The sequence below is a fragment of the Streptomyces sp. NPDC057438 genome (genome assembly GCF_042802995.1).
In the GTDB taxonomy this organism is placed as follows: Bacteria; Actinomycetota; Actinomycetes; order Streptomycetales; family Streptomycetaceae; genus Streptomyces.
The window spans coordinates 102,505-120,717 of record NZ_JBHVDD010000001.1 but is presented as its reverse complement, the minus strand read 5'-3'; the positions used below and the strand labels follow the sequence as shown (position 1 = coordinate 120,717).

Below are 18,213 nucleotides of genomic sequence, written 5' to 3'. Positions count from 1 at the left end.
TCTTCCGACCCCTTACAGCTTCATCAGGCTGGCGTCGTCGACCGAGGCCGAGTGGCGGGACCGGAACAGCGACACGATGATCGCGAGTCCGACCACGACCTCCGCGGCGGCGACGACCATCGTGAAGAAGGCGATGATCTGGCCGTCGAGATTGCCGTGCATCCGGGAGAAGGCGACCAGGGTGAGGTTGCAGGCGTTGAGCATCAGCTCCACGCACATGAACACCACGATCGCGTTCCGCCTGATCAGGACGCCGGTGGCGCCGATCGTGAACAGCAGGGCGGCGAGATACAGGTAGTTGACGGGATTCACTTCGATGCCTCCCCGCTCTTGCCGCCGTTTCCGCCGGAGGTGCGCTCCAAGCGGTCCTCGGCGCGCTGCTCCAGGGCCTTGAGGTCGTTGAGCGCCTCGGTCGACACGTCACGGACCTGGCCCCGGTCCCGCAGGGTCTTGGCCACGGTCAGCTCGGACGGGGTGCCGTCGGGCAGCAGACCCGGGATGTCGACCGCGTTGTGCCGGGCGTAGACGCCCGGGGCCGGCAGCGGCGGGAGGTGCTTGCCCTCGCGGACGCGCTGTTCGGCCAGTTCGCGCTGGGTCTTGGCGCGCTCGGTGCGCTCCCGGTGGGTGAGGACCATGGCGCCCACGGCGGCCGTGATCAGCAGGGCGCCGGTCAGCTCGAAGGCGAACACGTAGTCGGTGAAGATCAGGGCCGCGAGGCCCTCCACGTTGCCGCCCGCGTTCGCCGTGCCCAGGCCGTTGAACTCCGTCAGGGAGGCGTTGCCGATGCCCGCGATCAGCAGGATGCCGAAGCCGGCGCCGCACAGCAGGGCCAGCCAGCGCTGGCCCTTGATGGTCTCCTTCAGGGAGTCCGCCGCGGTGACGCCGACGAGCATCACCACGAACAGGAACAGCATCATGATCGCGCCGGTGTAGACGACGATCTGCACGATGCCCAGGAAGTAGGCGCCGTTGGCGAGGTAGAACACCGCCAGGATCACCATCGTGCCCGCGAGGCAGAGCGCGCTGTGCACGGCCCGCTTCATGAAGACGGTGCACAGGGCGCCGATCACGGCGATCGTGCCGAGCACCCAGAACTGGAAGGCCTCACCGGTGGAGGTGGTGTAGGCGGCGAGTTGGTGCGTCATCGGTCGCCCGCCTTCTGCGACGCCGGCTCGTCCTCACCGAAGGTGGAGGCGGCCTCCTGGGGCTTCTCTCCCCGGGAGACGGCCGTCTGCCGCACCGTGCCGGGCGCGGCCTCGGTGACCAGCCCCCGGTAGTAGTCCTGCTCGTCGGTGCCCGGGAAGATCGAGTGCGGCGAGTCGACCATGCCCTCCTCCAGCCCGGCGAGCAGCTGCTCCTTGGTGTAGATGAGGTTGGCGCGGCTGCTGTCCGCCAGCTCGAACTCGTTGGTCATCGTGAGCGCGCGGGTGGGGCACGCCTCGATGCACAGGCCGCACAGGATGCAGCGGGCGTAGTTGATCTGGTAGACCGCGCCGTACCGCTCGCCCGGCGAGTAGCGCTCCTCGTCGGTGTTGTCGGCGCCCTCCACGTAGATGGCGTCGGCGGGGCACGCCCAGGCGCACAGCTCGCAGCCGACGCACTTCTCCAGGCCGTCCGGATGGCGGTTGAGCTGGTGCCGGCCGTGGAACCGCGGGGCCGTGGTCTTCTGCTGCTCCGGATACTGCTCGGTCAGCCGCTTCTTGAACATGGCCTTGAAGGTCACGCCGAAGCCGGCGACGGGGTTCTGGAAACCCTGCTTGTTCTCTTTCGGCTCCTCAGCCATCGGACGCCTCCCTCCCATTCGAAGATCCGTCACTCTCGGTATCGGACCCGCCACTGACAATCAGCTCCCGCTCCCGGCGCGGGCGCCTGCGCGGCACCGGCGGGAGGGTCTGTCCGGGCAGGGGCGGTACGGGGAACCCGCCGGCCATCGGGTCGAAGGCGGCCGGTTCGGCGGGCTTGTCCTGGGCCTCGCGCCGGTCGCGGAACATGTCGGCGACGACGGAGAGCAGGAACAGCACGATGACGGCGCCGGCGACGTACAGGGCGATCTCGGCGAAGTCGTAGTTCTCGTTGCGCAGGGTCCGTACGGTGGCGACGAGCATCAGCCAGACCACGGAGACCGGCAGCAGGACCTTCCAGCCGAGCTTCATCAGCTGGTCGTAGCGGACGCGCGGGAGGGTGCCGCGCAGCCAGATGAAGAAGAACAGCAGCAGCTGCACCTTCACCACGAACCAGAGCATCGGCCACCAGCCGTGGTTGGCGCCCTCCCAGAAGGTGCTGATGGGCCAGGGGGCCCGCCAGCCGCCGAGGAAGAGCGTCACCGACACGGCGGAGACGGTGACCATGTTGACGTACTCGGCGAGCATGAACATCGCGAACTTGATCGACGAGTACTCGGTGTTGAAGCCGCCGACCAGGTCGCCCTCGGACTCCGGCATGTCGAAGGGGGCGCGGTTGGTCTCACCGACCATGGTCACGATGTAGATCAGGAACGAGACCGGCAGCAGCACGATGTACCAGCGGTCCTGCTGCGCCTCCACGATCGCCGAGGTCGACATCGACCCCGAGTAGAGGAAGACGGAGGCGAACGCGGCGCCCATGGCGATCTCGTACGAGATCATCTGGGCGGCGGAGCGCAGGCCGCCGAGCAGCGGGTAGGTGGAGCCGGAGCTCCAGCCCGCCAGGACGATGCCGTAGATGCCGACCGAGGCGACCGCGAGGATGTAGAGCATCGCGATCGGCAGGTCGGTGAGCTGCATCGTGGTGCGCTGGCCGAAGATCGAGATCTCGTTGCCGGCCGGCCCGAAGGGGATCACCGCGATCGCCATGAAGGCCGGGATGGCCGCGACGATCGGCGCGAGGACGTAGACGACCTTGTCCGCGCGTTTGACGATGACGTCTTCCTTCAGCATCAGCTTGATGCCGTCGGCGAGGGACTGGAGCATGCCCCAGGGCCCGTGCCGGTTGGGGCCGATGCGCAGCTGCATCCAGGCGACGACCTTGCGCTCCCACACGATGGAGAACAGCACGGTCACCATCAGGAAGGCGAAGCAGAAGACCGCCTTGACGACGACCAGCCACCAGGGGTCGCGGCCGAACATCGAGAGGTCTTCCGCGGCGAGGTAGTACGCGCTCATGCCTCCACCTCCTCGGGGGCCTCGGCGGCGAGCGTCGCGGGGGCGATACGGACCAGTGCGCCGGGCTGCGCCCCGGTGTCGGAGGCGACGCCGGAGCCGGTGGAGTTCAGCGGCAGCCAGACCACGCGGTCGGGCATCTCGGTGATCTGCAGCGGCAGTTCGACGACCCCGGCGGGGCCGCTGACCGCGAGGACGTCGCCGTTCTTGACGCCCGCCTCGGCGGCGGTGGCGGCGGACACGCGCGCGTGGGCGGCGTGCCGTGTGCCCGCGAGGGCTTCGTCGCCGTCCTGGAGGCGGCCCTGGTCGAGCAGCAGCCGGTGTCCGGCGAGGACGGCCTCCCCGGCGGCCGGGCGCGGCAGTCCGGCCGCGACCTCCACCGGCTCGTGGGCCCGCGCGCCGTCCCAGCCGCCGAGGCGGTCCAGCTCCGCGCGCGTGGTGGTCAGATCCGGCAGTCCCAGGTGGACGTCCATGGCGTCGGCCAGCATCTGCAGGACCCGTCCGTCGGCGGGTGCCACCCGGCGGGTCATCTGGTCGGGCTTGAGCGCTGCCTCGAACATCCGGGCGCGGCCCTCCCAGTTGAGGAAGGTGCCCGCCTTCTCGGCGACGGCGGCGACCGGAAGGACGACGTCCGCCCGGTCGGTGACCTCGCTGGGCCGCAGTTCCAGCGACACCAGGAAGCCCACCGCGGTGAGTGCCTCACGCGCGCGTGCCGGGTCGGGCAGATCGGCGACCTCGACACCCGCCACCACCAGGGCCCCGAGCTCTCCGGTGGCGGCGGCCTCGACGATCTGCCCGGTGTCCCGGCCGTAGCGCGTCGGGAGTTCGGCGACACCCCAGGCGGCGGCGACCTCCGCACGGGCGCGCGGGTCGGTCGCGGGGCGTCCGCCCGGCAGCGCCGACGGCAGCGCGCCCGCCTCGACGGCGGCCCGCTCCCCGGCCCGGCGGGGGATCCACGCCAGCTTCGCGCCGGTGAGGGACGCGGCCCGTACGGCGGCGGTGAGGCCGCCCGCCACGGCCGCGAACCGCTCCCCGACGACGATCACGGCGCCCTCGGTGCGCAGCGCCTCGGCCGCCTTGGTGCCGTCCTCGTCCAGGCCGAAGCCGCTCGCGAGGGCGTCCAGCCACTCGGTCTCGGTGCCGGGCGCGGCGGGCAGCAGCGTGCCGCCGGCCTTCGCGAGGCCCCGGGTGGCGTGCGTGGCCAGCGAGAACACCTGCTGCTTGTGCTTGCGCCAAGCCTTGCGCAGCCTCAGGAAGACGCCGGGCGCCTCCTCCTCGGCCTCGAACCCGACCAGCAGGACGGCGGGCGCGTTCTCCAGGGCGGTGTACGTGACGCCGGTGCCGTCGAGGTCCCGGCCGCGGCCGGCGACGCGGGCGGCCAGGAAGTCGGCCTCCTCGCCGCTGTGCACGCGCGCGCGGAAGTCGATGTCGTTGGTGTCGAGGGCCACGCGCGCGAACTTGCTGTACGCGTAGGCGTCCTCGACGGTGAGCCGGCCGCCGGTCAGCACACCGGCCCGGCCGCGCGCGGCGAGGAGTCCGCGGGCGGCGACCTCCAGGGCCTCCGGCCAGGACGCCGGTTCCAGCACGCCCTCGGCGTTGCGGACGAGGGGGGTGGTGAGCCGGTCCGGGCGCTGCGCGTAGCGGAACGCGAACCGTCCCTTGTCGCAGATCCACTCCTCGTTGACCTGGGGGTCGTTGGCCGCGAGGCGCCGCATGACCTTGCCGCGCCGGTGGTCGGTGCGGGTCGCGCAGCCGCCGGAGCAGTGCTCGCAGACCGACGACGAGGAGACGAGGTCGAAGGGGCGGGAGCGGAAGCGGTACGCCGCCGAGGTCAGCGCGCCGACGGGGCAGATCTGGATGGTGTTGCCGGAGAAGTACGACTCGAAGGGGTCGCCCTCTCCGGTGCCGACCTGCTGCAGCGCGCCCCGCTCGACCAGTTCGATCATCGGGTCGCCGGCGACCTGGTTGGAGAACCGGGTGCAGCGGGCGCACAGCACGCACCGTTCACGGTCGAGCAGTACCTGGGTGGAGATCGGTACGGGCTTCTCGTAGGTGCGCTTCCTGCCCTCGAAGCGGGACTCGGAGTGGCCGTGCGACACGGCCTGGTTCTGCAGGGGGCACTCGCCGCCCTTGTCGCAGACCGGGCAGTCCAGGGGGTGGTTGATGAGCAGGAGCTCCATCACCCCCTGCTGGGCCTTCTCCGCGACCGGGGAGGTGAGGTGGGTCTTGACGACCATCCCGTCCGTGCAGGTGATCGTGCAGGACGCCATGGGCTTGCGCTGGCCCTCGACCTCGACGATGCACTGGCGGCAGGCGCCGACGGGGTCGAGGAGGGGGTGGTCGCAGAAGCGGGGGATCTCGACGCCGAGTTGTTCGGCGGCCCGGATGACCAGGGTGCCCTTGGGCACGCTGATGTCGATGCCGTCGATGGTCAGCGAGACCAGGTCCTCCGGCGGGACCGCCGCCTCGCCGCCCCCGGAGGGAGCGCTCGTGGTCACGGTCATGCGTTCACCTCCGCGTGCTTGTCCTTGTCGGCCCAGACCGTCGACCTGGCCGGGTCGAACGGGCAGCCATGGCCCGTGATGTGGTCCTCGTACTCCGCGCGGAAGTACTTGAGGGAGGAGAAGATCGGCGAGGCGGCGCCGTCACCGAGGGCGCAGAAGGACTTGCCGTTGATGTTGTCGGCGATGTCGTTCAGCTTGTCGAGGTCGCTCATGACGCCCTTGCCGGCCTCGATGTCACGCAGCAACTGGACCAGCCAGTAGGTGCCTTCGCGGCAGGGGGTGCATTTGCCGCAGGACTCGTGGGCGTAGAACTCGGTCCAGCGGGTGACGGCCCGCACGACGCAGGTCGTCTCGTCGAAGCACTGGAGTGCCTTCGTGCCGAGCATGGAACCGGCGGCGCCCACGCCCTCGTAGTCGAGGGGCACGTCGAGGTGCTCGTCGGTGAACATGGGGGTCGAGGAGCCGCCCGGGGTCCAGAACTTGAGGCGGTGTCCGGGGCGCATCCCGCCGCTCATCTCCAGGAGCTGGCGCAGGGTGATGCCGAGCGGTGCCTCGTACTGGCCGGGGCTCGCGACGTGGCCGCTGAGCGAGTAGAGCGTGAAGCCGGGGGACTTCTCGCTGCCCATCGACCGGAACCATTCCTTGCCCTTGTGCAGGATGGCGGGAACCGACGCGATGGACTCGACGTTGTTCACGACAGTGGGGCACGCGTAGAGGCCCTCGACGGCGGGGAAGGGAGGACGCAGTCGCGGCTGGCCGCGGCGGCCTTCGAGCGAGTCGAGCAGCGCGGTCTCCTCACCGCAGATGTACGCGCCGGCGCCCGCGTGCACGGTGATGTCGAGGTCGAGTCCGCTGCCCAGGATGTTCTCGCCCAGGAAGCCCTCGGCGTAGGCCTCACGGACGGCCTCGTGCAGCCGCCGCAGGACGGGGACGACCTCACCCCGCAGATAGATGAAGGCGTGCGAGGACCGGATGGCGTAGCACGCGATGATCATGCCCTCGATCAGGCTGTGCGGGTTGGCGAAGAGGAGCGGGATGTCCTTGCACGTCCCGGGTTCCGACTCGTCGGCGTTGACGACGAGATAGTGCGGCTTTCCGTCCCCCTGGGGAATGAACTGCCACTTCATCCCGGTCGGGAATCCGGCGCCGCCCCGGCCGCGCAGCCCGGACTCCTTGACGTACGCGATGACGTCGTCCGGTGACATGGCCAGCGCCTTGCGCAGCCCTTCGTAGCCGTCGTGCCTGCGGTAGACGTCGAGGGACCACGCCCTGTCCTCGTCCCAGAAGGCCGACAGCACGGGTGCGAGCAGCTTGTCCGGGCTGGTGCCCTTGATCTCGGGTGCCAACGTCATCACTCCCCCTCCTCGGCTGCAGGCCCGGCCGGGTGGGCAGGGTCCGAGGCCGACGTGTCCTGCGGCGCGTCGTGCGAACTGAGGTGCTCGGTGGGTGACGGCTCGTGCACCTTGTCGCGCGGCTCGTCGTGCGGACCGCCGTCCCGTGGGTGGACCACGCGCGCGGGTCCGGTCTCGCCCCTGGCGAGGCGGAGGCCGACCAGCGAGGCGGGGCCGGCGCCGCCGCTCGCCTCGACGGCGCCGGGCCGCTCGTCGGGGAAGCCGGCGAGGATCCGCGCGGTCTCCTTGAAGGTGCACAGCGGCGCCCCGCGCGTGGGCTCGACCTCGGCCCCGTCGCGCAGGTCGTCGACGAGGCGCTTGGCGCTGTCGACGGTCTGGTTGTCGAAGAACTCCCAGTTGACCATCACGACCGGCGCGAAGTCGCAGGCCGCGTTGCACTCGATGTGCTCCAGGGTGACCTTGCCGTCGTCGGTGGTCTCGCCGTTGCCGACGCCCAGGTGGTCCTGGAGCGCCTCGAAGATCGCGTCGCCGCCCATCACCGCGCACAGGGTGTTGGTGCAGACGCCCACCTGGTAGTCGCCGGACGGCTTGCGCCGGTACATGGAGTAGAAGGTGGCGACCGCGGTGACCTCGGCCGTGGTCAGGCCGAGCACGTCGGCGCAGAACCGCACGCCGGTGCGGGTGACGTGCCCCTCCTCCGACTGCATGAGGTGCAGCAGCGGCAGGAGGGCGGAGCGGGAGTCCGGGTAGCGGGCGACGACCTCGGCGGCATCCCGTTCCAGCCGCGCTCGAACGTCGTCCGGGAAGTCGGGCGCGGGCAGTTGGGGCATGCCCAGGCTGACGCCCTCGGGGGTGGTGGTCACCGGTCGACGCCTCCCATCACGGGGTCGATGGACGCGACGGCGACGATGACGTCGGCGACCTGGCCGCCCTCGCACATCGCCGCCATGGCCTGCAGGTTGGTGAAGGACGGGTCCCGGAAGTGGACCCGGAAGGGCCGGGTGCCGCCGTCGGAGACGACGTGCACCCCGAGTTCGCCCTTGGGTGACTCGACGGCCGCGTACGCCTGTCCCGGCGGGACGCGGAAGCCCTCGGTCACCAGCTTGAAGTGGTGGATGAGGGCCTCCATGGAGGTGCCCATGATCTTCTTGATGTGGTCCAGGGAGTTGCCGAGTCCGTCCGGGCCGAGGGCGAGCTGGGCGGGCCAGGCGATCTTCTTGTCGCCGACCATGACCGGGCCGGGCTCCAGCCGGTCCAGGCACTGCTCGACGATCCTGAGGGACTGGCGCATCTCCTCGAGCCGGATCAGGAAGCGGCCGTAGGAATCGCAGGTGTCGGCGGTCGGGACGTCGAAGTCGTACGTCTCGTACCCGCAGTACGGCTGCGCCTTGCGCAGGTCGTGCGGGAGGCCGGCGGAGCGCAGGATCGGGCCGGTCGCGCCGAGGGCCATGCAGCCGGACAGGTCGAGGTGGCCGATGTCCTGCATACGGGCCTTGAAGATGGGGTTCCCGGTGGCGAGCTTGTCGTACTCGGGGAGGTTCTTGTCCATCTTCTTCACGAACTCGCGGATCTGGTCCACCGCGCCGGGCGGCAGGTCCTGGGCGAGTCCGCCGGGCCGGATGTACGCGTGGTTCATGCGCAGGCCGGTGATCAGCTCGTAGATGTCGAGAATGAGTTCACGATCACGGAAGCCGTAGATCATGATCGTGGTGGCGCCCAGCTCCATGCCGCCGGTGGCGATGCACACCAGGTGGGAGGAGAGCCGGTTCAGCTCCATCAGGAGCACGCGGATGATCGTGGCGCGGTCGGGGATCTGGTCCTCGATGCCGAGGAGTTTCTCCACGGCGAGGCAGTACGCCGTCTCGTTGAAGAACGGCGTCAGGTAGTCCATGCGCGTCACGAACGTGGTGCCCTGGGTCCACGTGCGGTATTCGAGGTTCTTCTCGATGCCCGTGTGGAGGTAGCCGATGCCGCAGCGGGCCTCGGTGACGGTCTCGCCGTCGATCTCCAGGATCAGCCGGAGCACACCGTGGGTGGACGGGTGCTGGGGACCCATGTTGACGATGATGCGCTCGTCGTCGGACCGGGCGGCGGTCTGGGCGACCTCGTCCCAGTCGCCGCCGGTGACCGTGTAGACGGTGCCCTCGGTGGTCTCGCGCGCCGAGGCGGCGGAATCCGCGGATGCGTGCTGCGTGCTCATGAGTACGACCTCCGCTGGTCCGGAGCCGGGATCTGGGCGCCCTTGTACTCGACGGGGATGCCGCCGAGGGGGTAGTCCTTGCGCTGCGGGAAGCCCTGCCAGTCGTCCGGCATCATGATCCGCGTCAGTGCGGGGTGGCCGTCGAAGACGATGCCGAAGAAGTCGTACGTCTCGCGCTCGTGCCAGTCGTTGGTGGGATAGACGGGGACGAGCGACGGGATGTGCGGGTCGGCGTCGGGGGCGGAGACCTCCAGGCGGATCAACCGGTTGTGGGTGATCGAGCGCAGGTGGTAGACGGCGTGGAGCTCGCGGCCCTTGTCGCCGGGGTAGTGGACGCCGGAGACGCCGGTGCACAGTTCGAAGCGCAGGGCAGGGTCGTCGCGCAGGGTCCGGGCGACGGTCGGCAGGTGCTCGCGCTCGATGTGGAAGGTGATCTCGCCGCGGTCGACGACCGTCTTGTCGATCACGTTCTCGGGGACCAGGCCCTGTTCCTCCAGGGCGCCCTCCAGCTCGTCGGCGACCTCGTCGAACCAGCCGCCGTAGGGGCGGTTCGCCTCCCCGGGGAGGCGGATGGAGCGGACCAGGCCGCCGTAGCCGGAGGTGTCGCCGCCGTTGTTCGCGCCGAACATGCCGCGCTGGACGCGGATCTCCTCGCCGCCGTCGCCGCGCTGGCCGGGGAGGTTGGAGGCGGCGAGGTCCTTCTCGGGGTTCACCCCGTTCGTCTCCCCGGCGCCGTTGGTGCCGTTCGCGTCGCTCATCGCAGCAGCCCCTTCATCTCGATGAGGGGGAGCGCCTTGAGTGCCGCTTCCTCCGCCTCGCGGGCCGCTTCCTCGGCGTTCACGCCGAGCTTGGACGTCTGGATCTTCTGGTGGAGCTTGAGGATCGCGTCCATCAGCATCTCGGGCCGCGGCGGGCAGCCCGGCAGGTAGATGTCGACCGGGACGATGTGGTCGACGCCCTGGACGATCGCGTAGTTGTTGAACATGCCGCCCGACGACGCGCAGACCCCCATGGAGATCACCCACTTGGGATTGGGCATCTGGTCGTAGACCTGCCGCAGCACCGGCGCCATCTTCTGGCTGACCCGGCCGGCCACGATCATCAGGTCCGCCTGGCGCGGCGACCCCCGGAACACCTCCATTCCGAAGCGCGCCAGGTCGTAGCGTCCCGCGCCCGTGGTCATCATCTCGATGGCACAACAGGCGAGGCCGAAGGTGGCGGGGAAGACGGACGCCTTGCGTACCCAGCCCGCGGCCTGCTCGACGGTGGTCAGCAGGAAACCGCTCGGCAGTTTTTCTTCGAGTCCCATGGTCTAAAGGCCCCTCAGTCCCATTCCAGGCCGCCGCGGCGCCAGACGTACGCGTAGGCGACGAAGACGGTGAGCACGAAGAGCAGCATCTCCACGAGCCCGAAAACACCCAGGGCGTCGAAGGTGACGGCCCAGGGGTAGAGGAAGACGATCTCGATGTCGAAGACGATGAAGAGCATCGCCGTCAGGTAGTACTTGATGGGGAAACGCCCTCCGCCGGCCGGCGTGGGGGTGGGCTCGATCCCGCATTCGTAAGCCTCGAGCTTGGCCCGGTTGTAGCGCTTCGGGCCGATCAGCGAGGCCATGATCACGGAGAAGATCGCAAAGCCTGCCCCGAGGGCTCCCAGTACGAGGATGGGCGCATAGGCGTTCACCGCTCCTCGCTCCTCTCAGTCGGCACTGACTGCTGGCGGATGGCGTCGGCCCTGTTCACCGACCCCACCGGTCCCACGAACTCCGCCCGTCCCGACGAAGATCGCGAACATGTGAAGCAGGTCACAAGCCCAACTGCCCCGCATCCTATGCCTGCCGGTCTGTGATCTGCGACACGGGGTGCGGCACCGAGTTTGTGATCTCCACCACCTGACGATGGATCATGATGTCGGACGGGCGTCGATCTTCATACCGGAAGCGCCAGACTGATCACCAGAAGTGACATTTTCATTCATTACCGCTGGTCACGAGGGTCGTCTCCATATCAAGAGATTTCCGCTGCATGCAAATTGGTGCTGGACGGGGCCCCTTGGTAGTGCGCGGCGTTCACACCCCGGAGGGAGCCAGGCACCCGGATGTGGACGCGTGCACGCGTTCACGAGCGCCCGGGGTGGACGCTCCCGCGCGGGACGCCGCCTCAACGGGTGACAGTTCTGTGACCTGCGCCACACCGAACCGAGATCAAATCCACGAGCCTTGGCCACTCGCTGCGATCGGTGGTAAGCGCAGGGCAATTCGGACGTATTCACGAAAGCGCATGATCACAGGCATGATGGGCCGTGTCCGCTATGCCCGTTACGGCGTCAATAAAGAGTGACGCACAGGGAATTTGGGGCCTCCGTTGAACAACTGTGGCGCAGCACACGTTTCTTGAAGGTATGGAGGAGTCGCTGGTACCGCTTGTACCCATGTCCCACACCGCTCACATACGCAGCCACCGGAAACCCCGCCGCAACGCGTCCTCGATCGCGATGCGCGCCGGAGTCGCCGGTGGCGTTCTCAGCACCGTGGCAGTGGCCGGCGCGTCCACGTCGGCTTTCGCGGCGGAGCCGGTGACGCAGACGCTCGAACTGCCCACCCTCACGGCCGACCTGGCCACGCAGGCCGCGCAGTCCGCGGACGCCACGCAGGCGATGGCGGCCGACTACCAGCTGCAGGCCGAGCGTGACACGGCCGCCCAACAGGCTGCCAAGCAGGCCGAGAAGGACCTGGTCAAGGCGAAGAAGGAAGAGGCCCGCAAGAAGGCCGCCGCCGAGGCCGAGCGCAAGGCCGAGGCCGAGCGTGCCGCGCGCGACAGCGAGCGGGCCACCCTCACCACCAACTCGACGACGACCACGACGACGCCCGCCGCCACCGGCAGCGTCGGCACGGTCATCGCCTTCCTCAAGGCACAGCTCGGCGACGCCTACGTGATGGGCGCCACCGGCCCCAACGCGTGGGACTGCTCCTCGCTGGTGCAGGCCGCCTTCAAGCAGGTCGGTGTGTCCCTCCCCCGGGTCTCGCAGGACCAGTCGATGCAGGGCACCGAGGTCTCGCTGTCCAACCTGCAGGTCGGCGACATCCTGTACTGGGGCGCCAAGGGCTCCGCGTACCACGTGGGTGTCTACATCGGGAACGGCCAGTACCTGGACGCGGCGAACCCCTCCAAGGGCGTCGTCATCCAGGACCTTTCCGGCTACCCGGCGACGGGCGCGGTGCGCGTGCTCTGAGGCCACGCCTCCACACGCTCGCCCAGACGCTTTTTCGAGAGGGCCGCTCTCCCCGAGGGGAAGCGGCCCTCCGGGCTGCCCTCAGGAAGGCCCCAGAAGCCCCACTGGGCCGCCCCCGGCCGCACGAGGTGTTGCGGGACAGCCCTGACCGCCGCGGGGCCCTGTCGTCGCGCCTGACGGGTTCCCGTGTCCGAGACCGGTACACCTCCGCACGCGCGCGGACGCGACCGGGGCGGACGGCGGGCGCCGCCACCCCGGTCAGGACTGGGCCGGGCAGGACAGATCGACCGGCCCGCACTGCCCGGTCAGTCCGTCCCGGTCACACCGCCCCGGTCACGCCTTCGGGGCCACCTTGCTCAGGCCGTTGATGATGCGGTCCATCGCGTCACCGCCGGTGGGGTCGGTGAGGTTGGCCAGCATCTTCAGGGTGAACTTCATCAGGAGCGGGTGGGTGAGACCCCGCTGCGTCGCGAGCTTCATGATCTTCGGGTTGCCGATGAGCTTCACGAAGGCGCGGCCCATCGTGTAGTAGCCGCCGAAGGTGTCCTTGAGGACCTGCGGGTAGCGCTGGAGGGCGAGTTCGCGCTGCCCGGGGGTGGCGCGGGCGTGGGCCTGGACGATGACGTCGGCGGCGATCTGCCCGGACTCCATGGCGTAGGCGATGCCCTCGCCGTTGAACGGGTTCACCATGCCGCCGGCGTCGCCCACCAGCAGCAACCCCTTGGTGTAGTGGGGCTGGCGGTTGAAGGCCATCGGGAGGGCGGCGCCGCGGATGGGCCCGGTCATGTTGTCGGGGGTGTAGCCCCACTCCTCGGGCATGGACGCGCACCAGGCCTTCAGCACGTCGCGCCAGTCCAGCTCCTTGAACGCGGCCGAGGTGTTGAGGACGCCCAGACCGACGTTGGACGTGCCGTCGCCCATGCCGAAGATCCAGCCGTACCCGGGAAGCAGACGGTCCTCGCCCGGCCCGCGCTTGTCCCACAGTTCCAGCCAGGACTCCAGGTAGTCGTCGTCGTGGCGCGGGGAGGTGAAGTACGTACGGACCGCGACGCCCATCGGACGGTCCTCGCGGCGGTGCAGGCCCATCGCGAGGGAGAGGCGGGTGGAGTTGCCGTCGGCCGCGACCACCAGGGGGGCGTGGAAGGTGACGTCCCGCTTCTCCTCGCCGAGCTTGGCGTGCACGCCGGTGATCCGGCCGGTGCGGTCGTCGATGACGGGCGCGCCCACGTTGCAGCGTTCGTACAGGCGGGCCCCCGCCTTCTGGGCCTGGCGGGCGAGTTGCTCGTCGAAGTCGTCGCGCTTGCGGACCAGTCCGTAGTCCGGGTAGGAAGCGAGATCCGGCCAGTCGAGCTGGAGGCGGACGCCGCCGCCGATGATCCGCAGACCCTTGTTGCGGAGCCAGCCGGCCTCCTCGGAGATGTCGATGCCCATCGACACCAGCTGCTTGGTGGCGCGCGGGGTGAGGCCGTCGCCGCAGACCTTCTCCCTCGGGAAGCTGGTCTTCTCCAGGAGCAGTACGTCCAGGCCGGCCTTGGCCAGGTAGTACGCGGTGGTGGAACCGGCTGGCCCGGCCCCGACGACGATCACATCGGCGGTGTGTTCGGTAAGGGGCTGGGGCTCGGTCACGACGGGTTCTCCCCAAGAAGTAGAAGGATCGGAGCAAAGCCGCCCGGCAGTCAGGGCAACCGGACGGCCGGAAAACATGTGCCGACCGGGGTCGGACATGGGCAGTCTATTCAGCGGTATCGATCATCGGCTGAAGGGCTGCCCTGTGAACCGAGCTCTGCCCGACGTACGGCTGCGCGTCCCCACCGACGAGGACGCCTTCGCCTGGCACCGGATCTTCGACGATCCCGAGGTCATGGAGTTCCACGGCGGCCGGGCCGCCGAGCTGTCCGTCTACGAGGAGCTCACCGCGCGCCAGCGCCGCCACGACGCCGAACACGGCTTCTGTCTGTGGACGATGCTCGACGAGGAGGGCCGGGCCATCGGTTTCACCGGCGCCCAGCCGTGGCCCCGCGAGTGGGGGCCGACCGGCGAGATCGAGATCGGCTGGCGGCTCGGCCGGGCCCACTGGGGCAAGGGGTATGTGACCGCCGCCGCCGCGCAGACCCTGGAGCGGGTGCGGGCGGCGGGCGTGGGCAGCGTCGTCGCCATGGTCAACGCCCGCAACGAGCGGTCCATAGCGGTGACCCGGCGGCTGGGCATGGAGCTGGCGGAGACGTACACGACACCGGTCACGCGGCAGGAGGGGCACTGCTACCGGCTGGCGCTGTGAGGGGGAGCCGTTGGAGGGGCTCCTCGTTCGGGATTTCGTCAACGCGTCACCCAGAGTAGCGATGTGCGGCAGATTGCCACGCAGTGCTTCCGGTCGGGCCCGCTCGGCGGCTACCCTGCCGGTACCGCTGGGGGTGAACATCTGTGCGCATAACACCCAAGTCATTCGAAGTGCGTGTGCCACGGTTCGTCGGTCTGATGGCCGTGGACGCGCGTGAGACGGCCGAGGCGGACGGGCTGACCCTCGTCGCGCCCGACCGGCCCGACCTCCGGCTCGCCGCCGTGGACCACGTCGTACGGCAGTACCCGCCGCCGGGCGTGAAGGTGCCGCGCGGGGCCGCGGTGACCGTGTGGTTCGAGTCGGGCGACGACGGCGGCGGCGTGCGCGAACCGCGCCACGGCGGGCCGCCGCCGGGGTTGCGCAGGGCGCTGGACGAACCGGGGGACCCCTTCGCGGCCCGTCGGTAGCCCGGGGTGAGCCTCCGGGGCCCGGGGCGCCCCCGCGCCCCTGTGGGGCGCGGGTCGCCGCCACTTCCCTCCGGGCCCCTCTACCTCTGCCAGAGCAGGATCGCCGCCGCGCCTCCCCCGCCGACCACGAGGGCCGCGACGATCGTGACGGCCCAGACGAGGGCCCGGCCGCGGGGCCCGGCAGGGGCCGCGGGCGGCGGCTGGTGGTGGTGGCCGAGTTCGACCAGCGGGGGCTCGTACGCCGCCGGGGCCGGGACAGAGGGCTGGTGCGGGACGCCGTGCGCCGCCGGGCCGTTGCTCGGCATGGCCGGGACCGGAGGGGCGACGACCGCCGTGCGTGCTCCCGCCATCTGGAGCAGATAGGGCGCGAGGAAGGCCGCGCCGAAGATCCACAGGAGCCCGAAGAGAAGCGCCTCGGCGATGTCGAGGCCGACATCCGCCTGACCCGCGGCCGAGAACTCACTGCTGAACTCGCTCGTGGCGGAGCCCGAGGCCTCCATGCCGAAACCGCTGACCCCGGCGAGCAGGAGGAAGAGGCCGAAGAAGACACCGGCGGCGAGGAGTTGCTCGCCGCGGCCCGTGGAGCGGCGGGCCGCGATGATCCCGAGCGTCAGGGCGCAGACCGCGCCGAGCGTCAACACGCCCACGACCGCCCAGGAGTTGACGGCGTCGCCCAGCTCGGAGAGCCCGAACGCCCGGTGCTCGTAGCCACCGCCGTACGGGTTCGACTCGCCGAGCCCGTGGTCCCCGGACGAGTCGCTGCCGAACGACGCGCTCTCCCCGAGACCCGTGCGGCCCGCCTCGCCCTGGACGGAGGCGCCCCAGGAGAGACCGAGCAGGTGGACGGCGAGGTTGGGGAGGACGAGCAGGACGAGCAGGAGCGGGCTGAGTTCCTCGTCCCATTCGGCCTGCCACTCGTCGTTCGCCGCGAGGACGACGAACGCGACGAGCGAGCAGAGGACGAGGACGATCACCATGGCGCGTACGGCCGTCCCGGTCGCCCGGAACAGGGCCCGGGGGCCGGGGCGGACGGCCAGCCAGGCCGCCAGGTCGTCGCGCTGCAGCAGACCGGCCGAGACGGCGGCGGTGAGCAGCAGCGCGCCGAGGGCCGTGCGCCAGACCGACGTCGAGACCTCGACGACCGCGATCTCGGGCTGCCCGAACAGGGCGAGCAGTACGACGGCGGCCGTCACCAGCAGCGTGACCCGCACGGCCGCTTCGAGGCCGGCGGTACGGCCGCCACCGGCCACCGCCGCCCCGGGCACCCCGGCGTACGTGCCGCCGAACCCTCCGGCGTACGTGCCGCCCGGCACACCTCCGTACGCGCTCCCGTACACGCCCCCGTTCGCGCCCGGTGTCGCCAGTCGCGTGCGGAGGAGCCGTACGCCGATGACGAGGGCCCCGACGAAGAGGGCGGTCACCGTGAGCGGGACCAGGGACACGGCGAGGGCGCCCTCGGCGGAGCGGAACTCGCCCGAGTAGTCGCCGCCGCCGGTCTCGGAGATCTCGAAGCCGCCGCCGAGGCCCTGGAGGACGCCGGCGAGGGCGAGGGCGAGACGGTCGCCGAAGCCGACGAAGTCCTCCTCCCCCTCGCCGCCCTGGCCGTACGACGGGACGGCCAGGGCGACGGCCGTGACGAGGAGGAAGGCGACCGGCCAGAGCGCGGCCAGCGCCGAACCGGCCCAGTCACCCCGGAAGGCCCGGCCGAGGAAGGCGCCGACGGGCGAGGGCCGGGCGGGGATGGGGGCGTACTCGGGTGGCGGCGGGGGTGGGCCGAGGGGTGGAGCGCCCGGCGGAGCCGAGGGAGGAACCGAGGGAGGAGCCGCCGGTGGGGCGGCCGGGGGTGCCGGAGTCGCCCCGGTGCCCGTGCCCGGCGCCGCCGGGATCGGCGGGCGTTCCCCTCCGCACTTCATGCAGAAGCGCGCCTCGTCGGGGCCGGGTGTTCCGCAGTGCGGGCAGTAGGACGTCATGGAACGCTCCGTCATCCAGAGAACTCGGGCCGTGATGCGCCGTGGCCGGGAGGGCGCCGGTGAGTCCTGGGACATCACCGGCGCGTACCGACGTATCAACGGACGGTAGTTTCTGTTGACCGGTTCCCGTCAACAGGATTCCCTCGCGGGCATCCCTCGTACGGGTGAAATCAGGGCGTGACGGGCGCCCTCACGGCCCTATGCGAGGGCCTTGAACCCCCGGTGCAGCGCGACGATCCCGCCCGACAGGTTGCGCCACGCGACCTTGTCCCAGCCGGCCTTGCGCAGCCGCTCGGCGAGGCCCGCCTGGTCGGGCCAGGCACGGATGGACTCGGCCAGGTAGACGTACGCGTCCGGGTTGGAGGACACCGCACGGGCCACCGGCGGCAGCGCGCGCATCAGGTACTCGGTGTAGACGGTCCGGAACGGTGTCCAGGTCGGGTGCGAGAACTCGCAGATCACGACACGTCCGCCGGGCTTGGTCACCCGGTACAGCTCGCGCAGCGCGGTGTCGGTGTCCTGCACGTTCCGCAGGCCGAAGGAGATGGTCACCGCGTCGAAGGTGTCGTCCTTGAACGGCAGCCTCGTGGCGTCGCCGGCGGTGAACGGCAGCCAGGGGGTGCGCTCCTTGCCCACCCGGAGCATGCCGAGGGAGAAGTCGCACGGGACGACGTACGCGCCGGTCCGCGCGAAGGGCTGGGACGAGGTGCCCGTGCCGGCCGCGAGGTCCAGGATCCTCTGGGCGGGGCGGGCGTCGACCGCCTGCGCGACCTCCTTGCGCCAGCGCCGGTCCTGTCCGAGGGACAGCACGTCGTTGGTCAGGTCGTACCGTTTCGCCACTCGGTCGAACATCGAGGCGACTTCGTGCGGCTGCTTGTCCAGGGATGCGCGGGTCACGGGCCCATTGTGGCAGTACGGGCCGGACGCCCCCACGGCACCCGGGCCGATCGTGCGCGCCTCGGCGACGCGCTTTTCGTCGACGGACTCGCCGTGCACGCTCCCGGACATGAGTGGTCATCGTCCGGACACGCCTGTGGTCATTGTTCGGGCAATTCCCGACTTCCCCTGCGGGAC

Annotated in this window: 17 protein-coding genes; 3 read left to right on the top strand and 14 right to left on the bottom strand. The window is 70.4% G+C overall.

All coding sequences use genetic code 11. The features are described from left to right. Positions 1-12: 12 nt before the first annotated feature. The 11 genes from nuoK to ACFU5F_RS00545 are packed head-to-tail and all read right to left on the bottom strand — an operon-like array spanning position 13 to position 10,876. On the bottom strand, positions 13-312 hold the full coding sequence (nuoK, locus tag ACFU5F_RS00595; protein ID WP_005481399.1) for an NADH-quinone oxidoreductase subunit NuoK: 300 nt from the start codon (positions 310-312) through the stop codon (positions 13-15). After that, positions 309-1,145 carry an NADH-quinone oxidoreductase subunit J gene (locus tag ACFU5F_RS00590; RefSeq protein WP_383880034.1) on the bottom strand — a complete coding sequence of 279 codons (837 nt, stop codon included), beginning with the start codon at positions 1,143-1,145 and terminating at the stop codon, positions 309-311. The genes nuoK and ACFU5F_RS00590 overlap by 4 nt, the downstream gene beginning before the upstream one ends. Further along, positions 1,142-1,783 (bottom strand): NADH-quinone oxidoreductase subunit NuoI, encoded by a 642-nt coding sequence (gene nuoI, locus ACFU5F_RS00585; RefSeq protein WP_383880033.1) that lies wholly within the window; start codon positions 1,781-1,783, stop codon positions 1,142-1,144. Before nuoI ends, ACFU5F_RS00590 begins: the two co-directional genes overlap by 4 nt. Further along, positions 1,776-3,140 (bottom strand): NADH-quinone oxidoreductase subunit NuoH, encoded by a 1,365-nt coding sequence (gene nuoH, locus ACFU5F_RS00580; protein ID WP_383880032.1) that lies wholly within the window; start codon positions 3,138-3,140, stop codon positions 1,776-1,778. The genes nuoI and nuoH overlap by 8 nt, the downstream gene beginning before the upstream one ends. After that, entirely contained in the window at positions 3,137-5,641 is a 2,505-nt protein-coding gene (locus tag ACFU5F_RS00575) for an NADH-quinone oxidoreductase subunit G (RefSeq protein WP_383880031.1), read from the bottom strand. The genes nuoH and ACFU5F_RS00575 overlap by 4 nt, the downstream gene beginning before the upstream one ends. Then, complete coding sequence (nuoF, locus tag ACFU5F_RS00570; protein WP_383880030.1) at positions 5,638-6,993, bottom strand: NADH-quinone oxidoreductase subunit NuoF; 1,356 nt, start codon at positions 6,991-6,993, stop codon at positions 5,638-5,640. Before nuoF ends, ACFU5F_RS00575 begins: the two co-directional genes overlap by 4 nt. Then, entirely contained in the window at positions 6,993-7,823 is an 831-nt protein-coding gene (gene nuoE, locus ACFU5F_RS00565; RefSeq protein ID WP_383880423.1) for an NADH-quinone oxidoreductase subunit NuoE, read from the bottom strand. Before nuoE ends, nuoF begins: the two co-directional genes overlap by 1 nt. A 29-nt stretch (positions 7,824-7,852) precedes the next feature. Further along, on the bottom strand, positions 7,853-9,193 hold the full coding sequence (locus ACFU5F_RS00560) for an NADH-quinone oxidoreductase subunit D (protein ID WP_383880029.1): 1,341 nt from the start codon (positions 9,191-9,193) through the stop codon (positions 7,853-7,855). Next, a complete protein-coding gene (locus ACFU5F_RS00555) occupies positions 9,190-9,951 on the bottom strand; it encodes an NADH-quinone oxidoreductase subunit C (RefSeq protein WP_383880027.1) in 762 nt (253 codons plus the stop codon). The genes ACFU5F_RS00560 and ACFU5F_RS00555 overlap by 4 nt, the downstream gene beginning before the upstream one ends. Further along, the gene (locus ACFU5F_RS00550) at positions 9,948-10,502 is read right to left on the bottom strand and encodes an NADH-quinone oxidoreductase subunit B family protein (protein WP_046913396.1); all 555 of its coding nucleotides are present in this window, start codon (positions 10,500-10,502) and stop codon (positions 9,948-9,950) included. Before ACFU5F_RS00550 ends, ACFU5F_RS00555 begins: the two co-directional genes overlap by 4 nt. Before the next feature lie 14 nt (positions 10,503-10,516). Further along, a complete protein-coding gene (locus tag ACFU5F_RS00545) occupies positions 10,517-10,876 on the bottom strand; it encodes an NADH-quinone oxidoreductase subunit A (protein WP_005476348.1) in 360 nt (119 codons plus the stop codon). Between the two features lie 717 nt (positions 10,877-11,593). Between ACFU5F_RS00545 and ACFU5F_RS00540 the strand changes: the two genes are divergently transcribed. After that, positions 11,594-12,424 carry a C40 family peptidase gene (locus ACFU5F_RS00540; protein ID WP_383880026.1) on the top strand — a complete coding sequence of 277 codons (831 nt, stop codon included), beginning with the start codon at positions 11,594-11,596 and terminating at the stop codon, positions 12,422-12,424. 333 nt (positions 12,425-12,757) lie between these two features. Here the strand turns inward: ACFU5F_RS00540 and ACFU5F_RS00535 are convergent, their stop codons facing one another. Next, positions 12,758-14,050, bottom strand: coding sequence for a geranylgeranyl reductase family protein (locus ACFU5F_RS00535; RefSeq protein WP_383880025.1), 1,293 nt, complete (start codon positions 14,048-14,050; stop codon positions 12,758-12,760). Between the two features lie 145 nt (positions 14,051-14,195). Between ACFU5F_RS00535 and ACFU5F_RS00530 the strand changes: the two genes are divergently transcribed. Together ACFU5F_RS00530 and ACFU5F_RS00525 are read left to right on the top strand one after the other, a co-directional pair. Further along, the gene (locus tag ACFU5F_RS00530) at positions 14,196-14,702 is read left to right on the top strand and encodes a GNAT family N-acetyltransferase (protein ID WP_383880023.1); all 507 of its coding nucleotides are present in this window, start codon (positions 14,196-14,198) and stop codon (positions 14,700-14,702) included. 143 nt (positions 14,703-14,845) lie between these two features. Then, entirely contained in the window at positions 14,846-15,169 is a 324-nt protein-coding gene (locus ACFU5F_RS00525; RefSeq protein ID WP_013001520.1) for a PASTA domain-containing protein, read from the top strand. An 80-nt stretch (positions 15,170-15,249) separates the two neighbouring features. Here the strand turns inward: ACFU5F_RS00525 and ACFU5F_RS00520 are convergent, their stop codons facing one another. Further along, on the bottom strand, positions 15,250-17,139 hold the full coding sequence (locus tag ACFU5F_RS00520) for a zinc-ribbon domain-containing protein (protein ID WP_383880021.1): 1,890 nt from the start codon (positions 17,137-17,139) through the stop codon (positions 15,250-15,252). A 198-nt stretch (positions 17,140-17,337) separates the two neighbouring features. Next, complete coding sequence (locus ACFU5F_RS00515) at positions 17,338-18,036, bottom strand: demethylmenaquinone methyltransferase (RefSeq protein WP_383880019.1); 699 nt, start codon at positions 18,034-18,036, stop codon at positions 17,338-17,340. Between the last annotated feature and the right edge of the window lie 177 nt (positions 18,037-18,213).